Annotated in this window: 11 protein-coding genes and 1 pseudogene; 2 read left to right on the top strand and 10 right to left on the bottom strand. The window is 37.9% G+C overall.

Annotated features, from left to right (window positions below):
• Positions 1–30: 30 nt before the first annotated feature.
• From I593_RS00280 to I593_RS00310, 7 genes and pseudogenes are all read right to left on the bottom strand, one after another.
• Positions 31–900 carry an IS982 family transposase gene (locus I593_RS00280; RefSeq protein ID WP_035309652.1) on the bottom strand — a complete coding sequence of 290 codons (870 nt, stop codon included), beginning with the start codon at positions 898–900 and terminating at the stop codon, positions 31–33.
• 227 nt (positions 901–1,127) lie between these two features.
• Positions 1,128–1,742, bottom strand: coding sequence for a hypothetical protein (locus I593_RS00285; RefSeq protein ID WP_016165612.1), 615 nt, complete (start codon positions 1,740–1,742; stop codon positions 1,128–1,130).
• Positions 1,739–4,093, bottom strand: a complete 2,355-nt coding sequence (locus tag I593_RS00290) for a hypothetical protein (RefSeq protein ID WP_016165613.1) — start codon at positions 4,091–4,093, stop codon at positions 1,739–1,741. The genes I593_RS00285 and I593_RS00290 overlap by 4 nt, the downstream gene beginning before the upstream one ends.
• A 3-nt stretch (positions 4,094–4,096) precedes the next feature.
• Positions 4,097–4,723 carry a hypothetical protein gene (locus I593_RS00295; RefSeq protein WP_016165614.1) on the bottom strand — a complete coding sequence of 209 codons (627 nt, stop codon included), beginning with the start codon at positions 4,721–4,723 and terminating at the stop codon, positions 4,097–4,099.
• Positions 4,710–8,024: a type VI secretion system Vgr family protein gene (locus I593_RS00300; RefSeq protein ID WP_016165615.1), complete on the bottom strand. Its 3,315-nt coding sequence runs from the start codon at positions 8,022–8,024 to the stop codon at positions 4,710–4,712. Before I593_RS00300 ends, I593_RS00295 begins: the two co-directional genes overlap by 14 nt.
• 196 nt (positions 8,025–8,220) lie before the next feature.
• On the bottom strand, positions 8,221–9,921 hold the full coding sequence (locus I593_RS00305; RefSeq protein WP_016165616.1) for an NAD-dependent malic enzyme: 1,701 nt from the start codon (positions 9,919–9,921) through the stop codon (positions 8,221–8,223).
• Positions 9,922–10,352: 431 nt separating this feature from the next.
• Positions 10,353–10,636 (bottom strand): annotated as a pseudogene (locus I593_RS00310) (DUF2798 domain-containing protein).
• 185 nt (positions 10,637–10,821) lie between these two features.
• Between I593_RS00310 and argS the strand changes: the two are divergent.
• Together argS and I593_RS00320 are read left to right on the top strand one after the other, a co-directional pair.
• Positions 10,822–12,612 carry an arginine--tRNA ligase gene (argS, locus tag I593_RS00315; RefSeq protein WP_016165618.1) on the top strand — a complete coding sequence of 597 codons (1,791 nt, stop codon included), beginning with the start codon at positions 10,822–10,824 and terminating at the stop codon, positions 12,610–12,612.
• Positions 12,613–12,858: 246 nt separating this feature from the next.
• Positions 12,859–13,473 carry an SPOR domain-containing protein gene (locus I593_RS00320; RefSeq protein ID WP_016165619.1) on the top strand — a complete coding sequence of 205 codons (615 nt, stop codon included), beginning with the start codon at positions 12,859–12,861 and terminating at the stop codon, positions 13,471–13,473.
• A 51-nt stretch (positions 13,474–13,524) separates the two neighbouring features.
• On the opposite strand, the gene I593_RS00325 is transcribed toward I593_RS00320, so the two are convergent.
• From I593_RS00325 to I593_RS00335, 3 genes are all read right to left on the bottom strand, one after another.
• Positions 13,525–14,169 (bottom strand): glutathione S-transferase, encoded by a 645-nt coding sequence (locus I593_RS00325; protein WP_016165620.1) that lies wholly within the window; start codon positions 14,167–14,169, stop codon positions 13,525–13,527.
• Between the two features lie 70 nt (positions 14,170–14,239).
• Positions 14,240–14,638, bottom strand: coding sequence for an OsmC family protein (locus I593_RS00330; RefSeq protein WP_016165621.1), 399 nt, complete (start codon positions 14,636–14,638; stop codon positions 14,240–14,242).
• Between the two features lie 15 nt (positions 14,639–14,653).
• Complete coding sequence (locus I593_RS00335; protein WP_016165622.1) at positions 14,654–15,601, bottom strand: pirin family protein; 948 nt, start codon at positions 15,599–15,601, stop codon at positions 14,654–14,656.
• Between the last annotated feature and the right edge of the window lie 78 nt (positions 15,602–15,679).

Consider the following 15,679-nt stretch of genomic DNA (forward strand, 5'->3'; position numbering starts at 1 on the left):
GATTATATTTTTAAATAACCCGAATCCTGCTTAAGCCGATATTTCCATAATACGAATCATCGGTTTATTTTGATGACATATTTGATAAGCACATAAAGATGCATAAATACCAGCTAAATAGCCTGCAACACTTCTAGCTCTAGTTGTCACTAGATTGTACGTCCCTTTCAGCAAACTGAATAAAGTTTCTATTTTATTGCGTTGTTTTAGATGGTATTCATCTGCTTTTAATAACTGTATAGATTTCATGTTCTTTCGGTGATAAGTAATTAAATCAACACCTTGTACTCTTAATCTACTCTTTAATTCTTGACTAATATAGCCACGATCAGCATACAATTTTGCAGTCATTCCTTTGACTAGTTGTTCCACCATTTTGATATCTGCTGTATGTCCATTGGATAAAACCGTATTTACTATTCCACCTGATTGATTCATCAACAAATGCAGCTTACAGCCAAAGAACCATCCCATTGAGCTTTTACCTCGTGTTGCAATCGTAGACAGGGCTTTATGCCGTTGTATTCTCTGGTTTTTACAGACAGGTAATATGGTTGAATCAATCCATAAATAATTGCTTTGCTGATCTTTCATCAAAGCAAAATGTAGGGCATGTAAAGCCAGTTGATGTGTATTCATCAGATGAATCATGCGTTGATAACATGGTAGATGTTTAAATAGATGGCTATTGTTATATTTTAACGCTGTGAAGAATGCTTTGAAATTATTGAAATGAGAGCACTTATACCAAATTGCAATAAAGGTAATTTCAGAAATACTGAGCTGAGCAGGGCGAACTCTTGAGCATCGAAGATTCTGCTTTAAGAAATTCCAATAGATTGATTCAAATTTTAGAAAGAAATCATCAATTATGCAGAATAATTCGGTACTATTGAACATCAGGACTAGAGCTTTAAGTTTGGTGTGGTAACTCAACTGATGGCTCTAGTCCTTCTCTTTTTCAAGTCAATTTCTTATCCGCGATTCAGGTTAAATAAAATATAAGTAAACACTGATTTTAAAATAAAAATTTTATTACATTTAAATACTCATCTTAACCAAAGATAATTTATAACTAATAATGTAAGTACAATTAATCTCACACTAGTATTAGAAAAGCCTCTGAGTCAATTGACTTCTTTAAAATAAACTTTTTTACCATCCGAACACACTCCATAAAAAATCCCATAAAAGTTATCTTTTACAGATAAGTTATTTAAATAACTATTGCATTCTAAAACTAAATCTCCGGCAATTTTCTTAAAAACTATTTTTTGCTTTTGATAATATGGAGCACCTTCATAATTATCATCTAAATAATAGAATCCTGATTTAAAGTTCTTTGATTCAGCTTGTTTAGTTGCATATCCATTCTTTATAAAATCAACCCCACCTAAGGCCAAGTTAATTTTATCAATATTTAAATTCAACTCATTATTATTTTTATCCACTTTAGCTTTTGCCCATCCAACTTGAACATCTTCACTATAAACATTTTTATAATATAAAGTAAAATTACCATTATTATCTTTTATGTAAAATTCATCATATGCAGGATCAAGTCTTTTAAATAAATAATCATCTACTTTTTTTGTAGGTGTAAAATTCTTACATTTTCCTGACTTTTCACAGATTCGATATGAAAAATAAAGTTTTGTATTACTTGACTTATGTTGAACTGCCTCTGTTGTACACGCATACATCAAACTAATTACAAATAAAAGAAATAATCTATTCATCATTGCATAATCTCTATGTGCATGGCGCCTTCACCAGGTACATCTGCTGAAATAAAACCTGAAATAATTCCATCTTTTAAAGCTTTCTGACAAACTTCTTTAAATTTTTTTCCTACACTGTTCAAAGTATTTCCTGTCCCAAAACCATTACTGTTCGTACCTAAATCAATAATATTATTTTTTCTATATTGCTCTTCTGAAACGCAATGTTTCGAAACTCTCTGCCCTTTTTTTTGGAACTCAATAATTTTATCAACCATTTTCTGAATAGTTTCTTCTTTTCCAAGCCCCTTAGCAATACAATCTGCTTTAACTTTTTTCACAGCCTCCCCAGGTCCTGCATATTGCGTTGCCTTCAAATACATTGCTTCTGCTTGAGCTCTTGGGCTCCTTATTGTACTTGTAATAAAAAGCCTATTCATATTTGCTTCTTTAGCTAAGTAAGCTAGTACATTTTTCGTTTTCTGGCTGACGATTACTTGTCTTTCTTGCTCATTAACACCTTTAAACCCAATGGTTACATCTGATACATTCGGGATAGCAGGTCTATCTAATTTTAACTCAAAGGCTTTCATTCCTTTACTAATTTCGCCATCAAAAAAAATATATTCCCTTCCCGCACTAATCACTGTAATTTTTATCTTTTGACCAATTTCACCTTTATGTATTTTCTTACCTAGACCATGCATGCCACTTGAGTGGCTCTTTTTCTTATCTTTATATTCAATCGAATAATTTCCTCCACTAAATAATTGATTAGTTTTTTGATCGTATGTATATACTGTAAATTCAGTTTCACCATTGTCATTAACTAAAGTTTTTGGGTGACCATCATCACTCGTTGATTGCTTTTGATCTCTTCTAAGGGTCTGATCAGCTCCTGACTTTGGTCTAGAGACTAATGTAGATTGAGTTGTATTACTTTTTTGTGGAGTATTTTTACTAACATCTGTCTTTAACTTTTCTGATGCTGATTCAATAGCACCCTTTTCAATATAAATCTCCCTTTGTGCTTTATTCTTATCTACTTTTAAAGTACTAATATGAGTACCATCTCTTAATTTATAATTTAATTCAAATCCAGGCATTGCCTTGACTGTAATTTTACCATTACTATTAGTAACTTTAGATTTAGTTTTTCCTCTATAAGTCTGTACTAAATTTAAATTACTTATAGGCTTCTTTAAGTTATCATCATGATAAAATATTATATCAAATGAATGTAAATCTATTTTTATTAATTGTTCTTTCATTCCTTGTGAAACAGTAAAAGATTTAAGAATTTGACGAGAATCCTTCCCACTTATTTCAACAGAAATTTTCTCTCCTGATGTAGCAACTATATTTTTTTCAATCCCATCAATTCCAACTGAATGCTTTTTATCATTTCCTTTATATTTTATGAAATATGAAAAATTGGGTATTATCTTATTTTCACTATCTATTAATTTAAGATCAAAAATAACATCTGATATATTATTAAATATTTTATTTTGATCTATTTTTTCCTCATTGCTCTGAGAGTTATCCGTACTTATGGGTTGTTTGGATAATGGAGGTGGCGTTTGATTATGTACATCTGTTTTCGACTTAATACCACCCTTCCCATTATTTACTACAATAACTGATGCATAATTTTTTCCATCACCCAATAAAGAGATTTCCTTATTATTCTTATCTTTTACTAAAATACCATTAACCTTAAACCTAGCACCCATATAGCTACAAACCTTAACCTTCTTTATCTTTCCTTTTTTATCTGTAATTAAACCCTTGAATAAAGGTACTGGTTCTTTATCTTTATATACCACATCAACTGTTACACCAACTAATGGATTACCAGCATTATCAACAAATGAAACATCGAATATTGAAGTTATAACTTTATACCAACGCATATCATCTTTTTCAGTCCCTGATATTTGAACTTGTTGAGTAGGATTCGATTTACTTACTACAAAATCAGGAACTAAAGAAGGGTAATTAGAAGGGTCAGATTTATGTAATTGTGCCTGTGCCTTAGGACTATAATAATATACAACACCACCTGTAAAATCAGGCTCTGTTCCATTAAATATAGGTTCTACTGCTTTAATCAAACTCATCAGCTTAGATGAAATATCACCCGAATCTAAAGCTTTTTTTGCTCTTTTATAAGGTGAATTTTTCTGAGTATACGCATCGTATCCTGTTTTTGTAACGATTTGGATAATATTGCTCCAGGATTTCCAGTTTGCAAACCCCATTCTGTTTCTCATTGTATGGGCAATAACTTTCCATGAAGTTTCACTACAATTTTCAGCTTCACCATTAATAGTTGCAACAAATATTTTAAAATCTTCGCTATAGCTCATTTATTACTCACAAGTTTTCTTAATTATTTTATTAAAATATAAAATATTACCTTTTTTATCCACATCCGCCAACATTGCCACTAAATGTAATTGTCCTTTATCATCAAAATATGATTTTTCTTGAAATGAGTTATATATAGCGCTATCTATTGGAACATTATTAAATTCTTTATTTTTCAAATTAGCTATTATTTTTTTATTTTTATTAAACAACATTCTAGCATAGATAATATTTTTTTCAGAATCACTTTCAATTAAACAATTATTTTTTTTATCTATGACAATAAACTCTTTAGTTTGATCTTCCTGTGTTTTACTTATAAAAAAATGATATTGACATGGTGAACCACAACTACCATAAGCATGAAAAATATTTTCATTTACTTTATCAACTTCAGGATATCTCATATTTCTTAAAATGAAAGTAGTTTTATTATCAGAATTTTTTACAATATCACAATATTCTTGATCATGCCCTTTACATTTCAATTCAACATTAAATATATCTTTTGCATAGACAGTCGAACTAATAATAACTCCACAAAAAGCAAGAGCTAAAATGATTAAGCTATTAATATTAAATAAATAAAATTGTGATCTCTTACTTTGTAAAATTTCAATCATGTTCATGCTCTTCTCCACAACCACAGCTATCAATATCGTCACCATCTAATGATTCAGCTTCCTGTTCAGAAATTAACTCTTTAATTTCTGTTAAATAAACTCCTGGTACTAAAGCGAGTTCTACATTATCAACAGAATCACTATAAACTCTTGCGCTACTTTCTTGCTCAAACTCATATACAGCTTCAATTTTCTTAGAATGATTAATTAATTTATATTCCATATTTTTTAATATTTTAATATCAAATATTTGACTTAAATCAAATCTCATACTGTACATTCCTGTTTCCGGCATTTTCGGCAACTCAGCATTTACTGTTGCCCCACTCGTAAACAAATGCTGCCCAGCTTTACTCTCAAACTTACCGCCTGTAGTTGAAAATACGCCATCTGCATTAATTTTGAGCTGAGACCCACCCGCTGTTAGTACAATTTCTTTTGGGCTTGTAAGCTCGATTTTATCTTCAGTAGAAATCAGTTTAATGACCTTCTTGGCGATTGCATCAATCGCATCATCCTGTGCTTGTAACTCCAATTTCCCTTTTGCAGCATAAGCTTTAAAGCCCTTTTGTGCGGCAAACAAACTGATTTTGTCCTGTGCATGCCCAATAATATTTTTCTGAGCACTCAGGTTAATTGAACCACTGGCACTCTCCGCAATATCCTGCGAAGCTTGTAGAATAATGTTTTCAGGTGTTGTTAAAGCAATCCCATTAGGTGATGCTAATAACATCAAGGCCTGTCTAAAAATCTTGCCTTGTTCTTGCTGCTTTGCATCAGAACTACTTTCTAGACCTTGGGTATACCCCTCCATAAAGTCTTGCAAAGAATCTAATGCTTTGGATGGTGTAACTTCCAATTTATTTCCTTTGCGAAAAGTTCCACATGCACTCATCAAGTCAAAATCTTGAATATCAACATTGGCTAAAACTTTTCCTACTTCCTGAATACTCTCAAAAGGGTTTTGCTGAATTCGATCCTTGATACTTGCCAGTTTACCTTTAACCAGATCAGCACCATGTTCTTCAACATTTTCAATAAATGCTTTTAAATTTTCAGCAGCATCCTTGGCATCACTAAAGAATGCATTGAACTCCTCTACAACGGTTTTGGTATCGCCCCCTAATGCCCCGATGTCTGCAATAAAACCGCCACAATCCTTTAATGCATGAATTGGATCTTTATTCATACTTTCTTTGAACAGATTTAATGTGCTTTCTAGCGCTTGCCCTGTGGTTTTTAACTCGAGTGATTGAATAAACTTCGGCAACCGATGAATCACATTCAAAGCATCTGTTTGCTGTTTCACTGCAATTTCGCTCAGTACATTCATACTGTCGTAGCCCTGTGAAAGCAAAGACTGCGCTTGGGCTGCTTCTAAGTGGTCAGCAATCGCTTGCTCTTGCGCATAAGTACTAATCAGCATGCCTTTGCCAGCACGCACCGCTCCCCAAGCATCAGTTCTGAGTTCGAAACCCTCGCCTCGACCACTGCTTTGCTCAGTTTCTTTAGGATGGCTAAGATTACCCAAATTCAGCTGGGTTGCAGCATGGCTGCTTTGTAACTGGGCACTGATCTGACCCGTCGTATCGTCAAAACGCAACTGATTAAAACCGCTTCCGTCCACTTCTTGAGAACGTATTCCACTTAATTTCTTCGTCGAAGGTAATTGTCCTTTTACATCAAAACGCGTTGGATAACGTTCGGCTTCGTGGATCCGCCCCGTCACAAAAGGCCGATCAACACTGCCATCAAAGAAGTCAATCACCACCAATTCACCGACACGTGGTAGAAAACGGACGCCATAGCCTTCGCCTGCCCAAGGCGTTAAAACATCCACCCATGCTGAATCGGTGTCATTTTGATTGCTGCCTGCACCTTCGTCATGCTGATGATCGGAAGATTGGGTAAAGAGAAAACGAACTTTAATTCGCCCCCATTCGTCCACATAAATTTTCTCGCCTTCTGGTCCAACTACACGAGCATGCTGCGGGTAGGCCACGGGGCGATGTGTTAAAGGATTGTATTCAGGTAAAACTCTTATTTGTCGACGGACCAGTGTCAGCTCATTGGCTTGACGCTCTTCAGATGATCTGCGAGAAAAATGACTAGATTCGAGCAAATGACGCAATTGATTGTGTAATTCAACGGGCAAATTGTTTTGGTTATAAAACTGCTTTTCGTAAATCAAAAACTGCCTATCAGCACCTGTGTGTTGGTCAATTTCAGGATGTCCTTGCAATTCAAACCAATACCCCACTTGCGCATCACGCACGCTCGTCTGCGCTTTAAAATATTTAGCGCAAGCAGCTTGATACTGCCCCAAATTCGCATTGAGTTTTTCTAATTGTTGCGTCCCCGATGCCGTGGTCTGATCGGCGCCTGTCAGGTCTGAAATCCAAGCAGGCGTAATTGACCATGCCTGTTCCAAACTGAGGCTTTCATTGGCATAACTTTCACTCTGCTGATGGCTGCTCAACAATGAGCCACTTCCATCATCCTGTTGCAAAGTATCCGCTTGCCAACGTTGAACCGAACTGGCTGTCGACTGTAATTGTCGATGCGCCACCAAACTGGTCATACTATCAAAACGCTCGGTAGCATGACTGCGATGAAAACGGATAATGCCCCGATTCAAAGCAGTAAATTGCAACTGATCATCTATCAATCTTAACTTTTGTGACTCAATCGCTTGCAAAGCATGGCTAACGATCAGACTGGTTTCATCGACCAGCCAATTAATACCCTCACTACGCCATAGACGGGTTAAAAAATCATAATCGGTTTCGTTCGCCTGCATCACAAATGGACGAACATCATAATTTTGAGTTAAACCTGAAAGATTTAGACTCAGGCTAGCATTAAACAGCGTGCTTTTTTCCTGCCATTCCTTAAATAGAATTTCACTAATTTCAGGCACGCTTTTATTCATAAATACTCGACTGTTACGTCGCTTATGCCAAAGTGCCGTTGCATCTTGCAACACCAATCGATAAACCGTAAAAGCACCATCGCTTTGTAATTGGCTGGCTTGGGTAATGATGCCTGTGATCCGTGCCAATTGCCCCATATCGGTCACTTGGTCAACTGCCACTTGGCAACCTATAAATTGCTTTAAGGCCAGATGAGCATTGGTCGATAAACAGATTAATTCGAGTTCTAAGCCAACATTGAGCGCATGTTTCCCCTCAATACGCTGTAGAAAGACCTGCGTATTCAACTCCGCATTGGAAAATTGGACGTGAATAGCCCTTTTTAGTGTCGTTAGACCCAATTGGTCTAAAACACGATGAATATGATTCAACATAGTTGTAATTCGTTATTAAAAGTTATACGTATATTAAGCGCGACATTCTAATGAACCGCTCAAATCAACGTCTAGCTCTTTTTGTAGTATTTTTATTCCATGTTTAAACATACTTTCGAGAAATGTTTTAGGCTCAACACCTATCCATAAAAAAAAGAGACTTACGCCTCTTTTTTATTAAAACCTTTCGATTGGATTAAAAGGTAATCCGACGATATTGACGGTATTCTGGTTTCCAGAAATTCGCTTCAATCGCTTCATGTAATAGTTCATCGCTGACCATCGGTGCAACGCCTGCATCCATGGCTGCTTTTGCCACTTTAAATGCAATGATTTTAGAAACCTTTTGAATATCATTGATATCTGGCAGTAAATCTGCATCAGCGTTACTGAGTTTAGGGGAGCAATCTGCCAAGGCATTGCTTGATGCCATGAGCATACTGTCCGTTACACGAGTTGCGCCTGAAGCCACCACCCCTAAACCAATCCCCGGGAAGATATACGAGTTATTGCATTGTGAAATGTTATAAATTTTGCCTTGATAATTCACAGGTGCAAAAGGACTTCCTGTGGCAATCAATGCACGACCTTCGGTCCATTGCACAATATCTGCAGGCACTGCTTCCACACGCGAAGTTGGATTCGATAAAGGCAACACAATTGGAGATTCGCAATTACTCGCCAAGGTCTTAATCACTTCTTCAGTAAATAGACCTGGTTGACCCGAAACACCAATTAATACCGTCGGTTTAGCCTGCTTAACCACATCCAATAAAGAAATATGTTCTTCAGCATTACCCCAAGTCGCAATCACTTCAGGTTTTTGCGCCAATTTACGTTGGAAATCAAGCAAGTTAGGCTGATTTTCAGTGATCAAACCAAAACGATCCACCATGAACACACGTCCACGCGCCTCAGCTTCAGTTAAACCTTCTGCTACCATTTGCGCAACGATTTGCTCTGCAATACCACAACCTGCTGAACCTGCACCCAAAAAGGTAATAATTTGGTCTTTGAGTTGCTTGCCTGCCGCACGCGATGCCGCAATCAAACTGCCCACTGAAACCGCTGCAGTGCCTTGAATATCATCATTAAAGCAGCACACCTCATCGCGGTATTTGTTTAACAATGGCATCGCATTATTTTGCGCGAAATCCTCAAACTGAATCAGTGCTTTCGGCCAACGACGTTTGATCGCTGCCATCACTTCATCCACAAAGCTATAGTACTCTTCACCACTGATTCGTGGCTGACTCCAACCCATATAGATAGGATCATTCAGCAATTGTTGATTGTTGGTACCCACGTCAAGCGTAATTGGCAAAGTATAAGCTGGGCTAATTCCGCCACATGCAGTATAGAGGGAAAGCTTACCAATCGGGATGCCCATACCACCAATCCCTTGGTCCCCCAGACCTAAAATACGCTCACCATCGGTAATCACAATCACTTTGACATTCTTTTTATTTACATTGTGTAAAATATCATCGATATGTGCACGATCAGGGTATGAAATAAAAATCCCACGATGACGGCGATAGATATCTGAAAAACGCTGACACGCTTCACCTACAGTCGGCGTGTAAATAATTGGCATCATCTCACTTAGATGATTTTCAATCAGATGATAAAACAAAGTCTCATTGGTGTCTTGAATATTGCGCAGGTAAATATGCTTATTAATTTCATCATTGAAAGCACAGTATTGTTGGTATGAGCGCTGGCTTTGCTCTTCAATCGACTCAATCACATGCGGAACCAAGCCATGTAAATTAAAGCGCGTGCGTTCTTCTTCTGTAAAAGCAGAGCCTTTATTTAATAGTGGGAGTTCTAACAGAGTGTTTCCAGCGTACGGGATATATAAAGGGTGTTTCGTCTTCAATTGTGCAGTTGTCATAACCAGTCTCAGTGCGCGCAATCCTCTCAGCAGGATTACTTTACGTCATCAAATTTCTTTTGATTCGGTGTATAGCTTAGACCTATTTTCCCAGCAACGTATATTTAGATACGTGATAATGGTATTAAGATAATTTCGCTATTAAATGGAGCATTATTTATTGTTTTTTTGTATTTAAAATACATACCAATTTCATTAATATTGCTGATATATTTATAATATATAGATATTTTAGCAAGTTAAAACTTAAATACACCTAAATCAGTTATCATTATTTTCTATAATTTAGTTTTTTAACACTCAATTCCATTTAATTCACTTAGTATTTTTTAAAATGATATTAAAATCCAAGAAAATAAAAATATTATTATATAAAACAATATCTTATAAATATTAAGACTTTTGGCTAATTTCTTCGTGAGTTTTCATCCTTATTTGGGTGGTTGATTAGGTGGCATCTCTACCAATAGCCCAGTCAACTTACGCACCAATGGCAACATCACCAACACTACGGATAGGCAATTGCCCATGACATCATCCATGCTGAAAACCAAAGTGATAAAAAGGTATCACTCCAACCCAAATTACGTAGCATGTTGATAAATGAAATAATACCACTCATTAAACAAGAGAGAAAAAAGGGCATCACCCAACCGACAAATTTGGCTGGCAGCTTCGGAATATTTCCAATAATTTTAGGACGTTCTGTAGTCATCTATTGCTTCCAAAATTTTGTATTTAATCACTATGCCATAGTTTCTCTGACAAGATGTGATGCAGCTTATAAGAGCCTTATGAAAAATTTCAAGGCGAATAAAAAACATTCTATAGAAAGGACTCACCTTATGGTCCGAAATTTGCTATATTTGCTGTTTTTCTGCGACATTTATTTTCGACTCTATGAACACGGCAATACAAGCAGCGCTCGATCATGCAGTGCAATCCCTTCAAGCGGAAGGCGTACTCCCATCTGACTGGAATAACAACAGTACTTTGACGCGTACCAAAGACCGAAGCCATGGGGATTTCGCATCAAATATCGCCATGATTGGTGCAAAAGCTGCGGGTATCAAGCCACGTGATTTGGCCGAAAAAATTCTCGCAGCACTGCCTGAAGTAGCTGACATCAGCAAAGCAGAAATTGCAGGTCCAGGCTTTATTAACTTCTTTTTAAATGCCGATCAGCGTTTTGCTGTACTTGATCAAATTCAAGCACAAAACTCACAATTTGGTCGCACCCAAGTGAATGCAGAAAAACGCATCCAAGTCGAGTTTGTTTCCGCCAACCCAACATCTAGCTTGCATGTAGGCCATGGTCGTGGTGCAGCTTATGGCATGACGGTTGCGAACCTGCTTGAAGCTACAGGTGCAAAAGTTGACCGCGAATACTATGTCAATGATGCAGGCCGTCAAATGGACATTTTGGCAACCTCCACTTACTTACGTTACCTAGAGTTGACAGGTCAAGAACTAGTGTTCCCGAAAAATGCCTATCAAGGGGACTACGTTAAGGAAATTGCGCAAAGCATTATTGATAAAGATGGCAATGCCTATGTTCACCCTATAGCAGACGTCTATAAAGATGTACCTGAAGATGTGCAATATGCCGAAGAACTTGATGCTGAAGGCAACAAAGTGGTACTTTCTGGCGACAAAGAAAAGCATATTGATGGTTTAATTTTTAATTCACAACAATTGACGGGCAAAGGTTATCGCGTTTTCCATCAAGCTGCCCTCAAAGCCATTTTAGATGATATTAAAGATGACCTAGGTGAGTTTGGTGTGACCTTTAATCACTGGTTCAGTGAAGCCTCTTTAACTGAAAAGATTGATGAAGCACTTCAAACCCTTGATCAACGTGGTTTCCTCTACGAAAAAGAGGGCAATATCTGGTTTAAATCGACTGAATTTGGCGATGAAAAAGACCGTGTGGTCAAACGCCGTAACGGTCAAACCACGTATTTTGCCTCTGACATTGCTTACCACCTAAACAAATTACAACGCGGTTATACTGACCTGCTTGATATTTGGGGTTCAGACCACCACGGTTATATTTCACGTGTAAAAGCTGCTATTGATGCAATGGGTTATGACTCGAAGAAACTGACTGTCCTTTTAGTTCAGTTCGTGAGCTTGTGGCGTAGTGGTGAAATGGTGCAAATGTCTTCGCGTTCAGGTCAATTCGTGACTTTACGTGACCTGCGTAAAGAAGTCGGCAATGACGCTGCACGTTTTTATTATGTGATGCGTAAATCTGAACAACACATTGATTTTGACTTGGACCTTGCAGTTTCACAAAGCAAAGACAATGCGGTGTACTACATTCAATATGCCCATGCCCGTATCTGTCGTATGCTTGAAAAAGCGACCACAACAGGTGTCAATTTCAATGCTGAAACTGCCCGCCAATTTGCCAATAAATTGGACTTGGATGCAGAAACAGAAATTCTTGCCAAACTTGCTGCTTACCCAGAAGTGGTTGCACGTGCTGCCAATGCTTACGAACCACATCAGGTCGGTAACTACTTGAAAGAATTGGCTGCTTTATTCCATGGTTGGTATAATGAGCACAAAGTACTGAATGATGATGCTGAACTTACACAAGCACGTCTATTACTTTCAGTAAACGTACAACAAGTATTACGCAATGGTTTAGAATTATTAGGTGTATCTGCACCTGAGACGATGTAACAGGTAAAGTAACGCTTTGCACATCGTCGGATCAAGAGCCATGCCTGAACTGTAAGACCGAAAGCTACGCACTTGAAAGTGGCTATGTAAACACTGATGTATTTCTCGCTTTGTGAAACTTGAGTTTTGCAAAGCGATTGTTTATTTTGATACGACACACCTCTCTCAATCCATTGAGGCCGTGTATTAAAATAAAGAAATAATAAGTCAGTCCTTTGTATTGATGAGAAGAAAAGAGGTTTCCACGTGTTTGGAAAAACGCAACGCGGTGTTTCAGAACGACCAAATAAACCGAAAAAACCACTGATTCCAGCGTGGTTGGGTACGCTTGTGGTTATTCTTATCGTACTTAGTTTTGCAGTTGCTTTAATGCTATGGAAACCGTGGGCACCTGCTCAACCTAAAAATCAGGTGACATCTGAACACTATCAAGAAGAAACCAACAAGGATTATCGTTTTTATGATTTGTTGCCACAACAACAAGTCACCCCGATTCCCGAACAGGCTATTCCTGAAAATAAAGATTCAGGCACTGTGGTGATTGTGGAAGCACCTCAAGCAGAACAAGCGGCAAGCAGCACCGCAACTGATACTACAGAAGCTCAAATCAATCCAACACCAGCAGAACGTACACCAAGCTATATTTTACAAGTTCGTAGCTACCCCGATCCTGACAGTGCTGATGCGCGCCGTGCTGAAATTATCTTGAATGGTTTATCCGCAGATGTGGTGAAAACTGTTGAAGGAGGTAAAACTTGGTACCGTGTGGTATCTGGGCCTTATGACTCACAAGAAGCAGCCGTCATTGCACAACAAACTTTACAACATAGCGGTATCGACTCCATTGTCGTCAAACGCTAAGTAACATAAAAAAAGATGCTGATGTAGCATCTTTTTTTATGCCCTCGACCCTTATAAGGCTTGCTCTTTGCCTTGTGCACGGAGATAGGCTGGACGCTGAGCAATACGCTGGATAAAGGCTTGAATATTAGGATATTTCCCCTGAGTTCTCGACACTAATGCCTGCAAAGGAAAACTCATCTGAATATCTGCAAAAGAGAACGTACCCGCAAAATAATCATGAGTAGCCAAATAGCTTTCTAAAAATTGCACATGATCTTTTAAGCGGGGTTGAATAAATCCTGCTTTCACCCCCGCAGTAATTTTCTTCGCGACAGGCTTAATCAAAAAAGGAACATGCTGCGGTACATTGGTCATCACCAATTGCATCACCAACAGCGGCATTAACGAACCTTCTGCATAATGCATCCAATAACGGTATTGTTGTTTATTGGCATGGTCCTGCGGTTTGAACTGTTGCTGTGTATCATATTGTTCTTGTAAATACTCTAAAATCACAGCAGATTCGGCAATGCTTCCCTCTCCATCCGTCAAAACAGGCGCCTTACCCAAAGGATGTACCAGTTTCAGTTCAGGAGGTGCAGCAAACGTTGGCAAACGTCGGTAAAACTGAATCTGATAATTCAGATTTAACTCCTCCAAAGCCCATAAAATGCGAAAAGAGCGGGATTGCTCCAAATGATGTAAGGTAATCATGCCCTAGCCTCAATTTACCAATATCGGAATTACTTAACTTCAGCAATTCACCTGAATATAAAAAGCCTGATTACATCAGGCGAGTGTGTATTTCTAAACTACGTAATAAAGTTTTGGTGACAGGAGTCTTTTCACTAATCTCAAGGACTTTCTGTTGTAATTCTTCTGATAAAAGCTGTTGAAAGGATAAACGACGCTCAATCCATTCCTGCCCGTCCTTATTACCATGAAACTCTGCTTCCACGCTAAAATCACCCAAATCAATTTGCTTATGCTGAGCGTACATACGCAAAGTAATCATGGTACATGACACCAAACCTGAACAAAGAAAATCATAGGGTGCTGGTCCCAAATCTTGCCCCCCAAATGAGGCTGGTTTATCTGTGAGAAAATGATGTGTCCCACTTGAGATGTCACCTAACCAATGTTCCGCACGTGTGCGAACCTGTGCTTGCGCAATAATACTCATCTTATTGTTCCTTTGTTATTTTGATGCTTTCATTTTGTCTGGGAAAACAGGGGCTTCTAAACGAGGCCCATCATAATCAGGAATACTTCCAAAGCGCTCATCTTGATTGACCCACTGTTCACGTGCTAACTGCAACTCTTCTTGGGTACGCCCTACAAAGTTCCACCACAGTAAAATTGCCGATTCAAAGGGTTCTCCACCAAGCAATAAAATACGCGCTCCCTCATGCAATTCCACTGTAATTTCGGTTACACCTGGTTCTAGTGCCAACATATTGTCATCATTTAATTCATGACCATTAACAACAGCGGTGCCTTCTAATGCTAAAAAACCATATTCAAACTTTGGATTAAGTCGTAACCGTGTTGTAGTCGACGCCAAGGCTTTCATATCGACACCCAACAGTTCGGTATGCACTTTTACATGGGAAACTACATTTAAGAACTCACCCACCAACACTGTAAACTCAACTTGATCTTGTTCTAAAGTAGGCAATTCTGGGTAATGATCGAAACGTGGTGCAATATTCTGCTTATCATCAGGTAAAGCAATCCAGAGTTGCGCTGCGTGCATATGGGTTTCTGTTGCAGGAGCAACTTCAGTATGTGAAATTCCATAACCCGCGGTCATTAAATTCACCTGTTTCGGGCGAATTAGCTGTTTCGAACCTAAACTATCCGTATGCATCATGGTGCCTTCAATCATCCATGTGAAAGTTTGCAGGCCAATATGTGGATGAGGTCCTACATCCAAACCATCCCCTTGAGGAAAACTGACTGGGCCTGCATGATCCAAGAAGCACCATGCTCCAATCATACGTTTATGCCGACTTGGCAAAGCACGTTTAATAACAGTTCCTTGACCAATTTCTGCTGAACGTAGAGGAAACTCTTGAATAAATTGGTTAATATATTTTTCACAATCATCTGAATCTGAAAGTTCAATATAGTTACTATTCGTCATATTGTTATCCTAAAATTATGTTTTCCAATCACATCAGCATAGCGATAACCTCTACAAACGACCAGTTCAATTTAAAAT

This window comes from Acinetobacter tandoii DSM 14970 = CIP 107469 (assembly GCF_000400735.1).
Classification (GTDB): Bacteria; Pseudomonadota; Gammaproteobacteria; order Pseudomonadales; family Moraxellaceae; genus Acinetobacter; species Acinetobacter tandoii.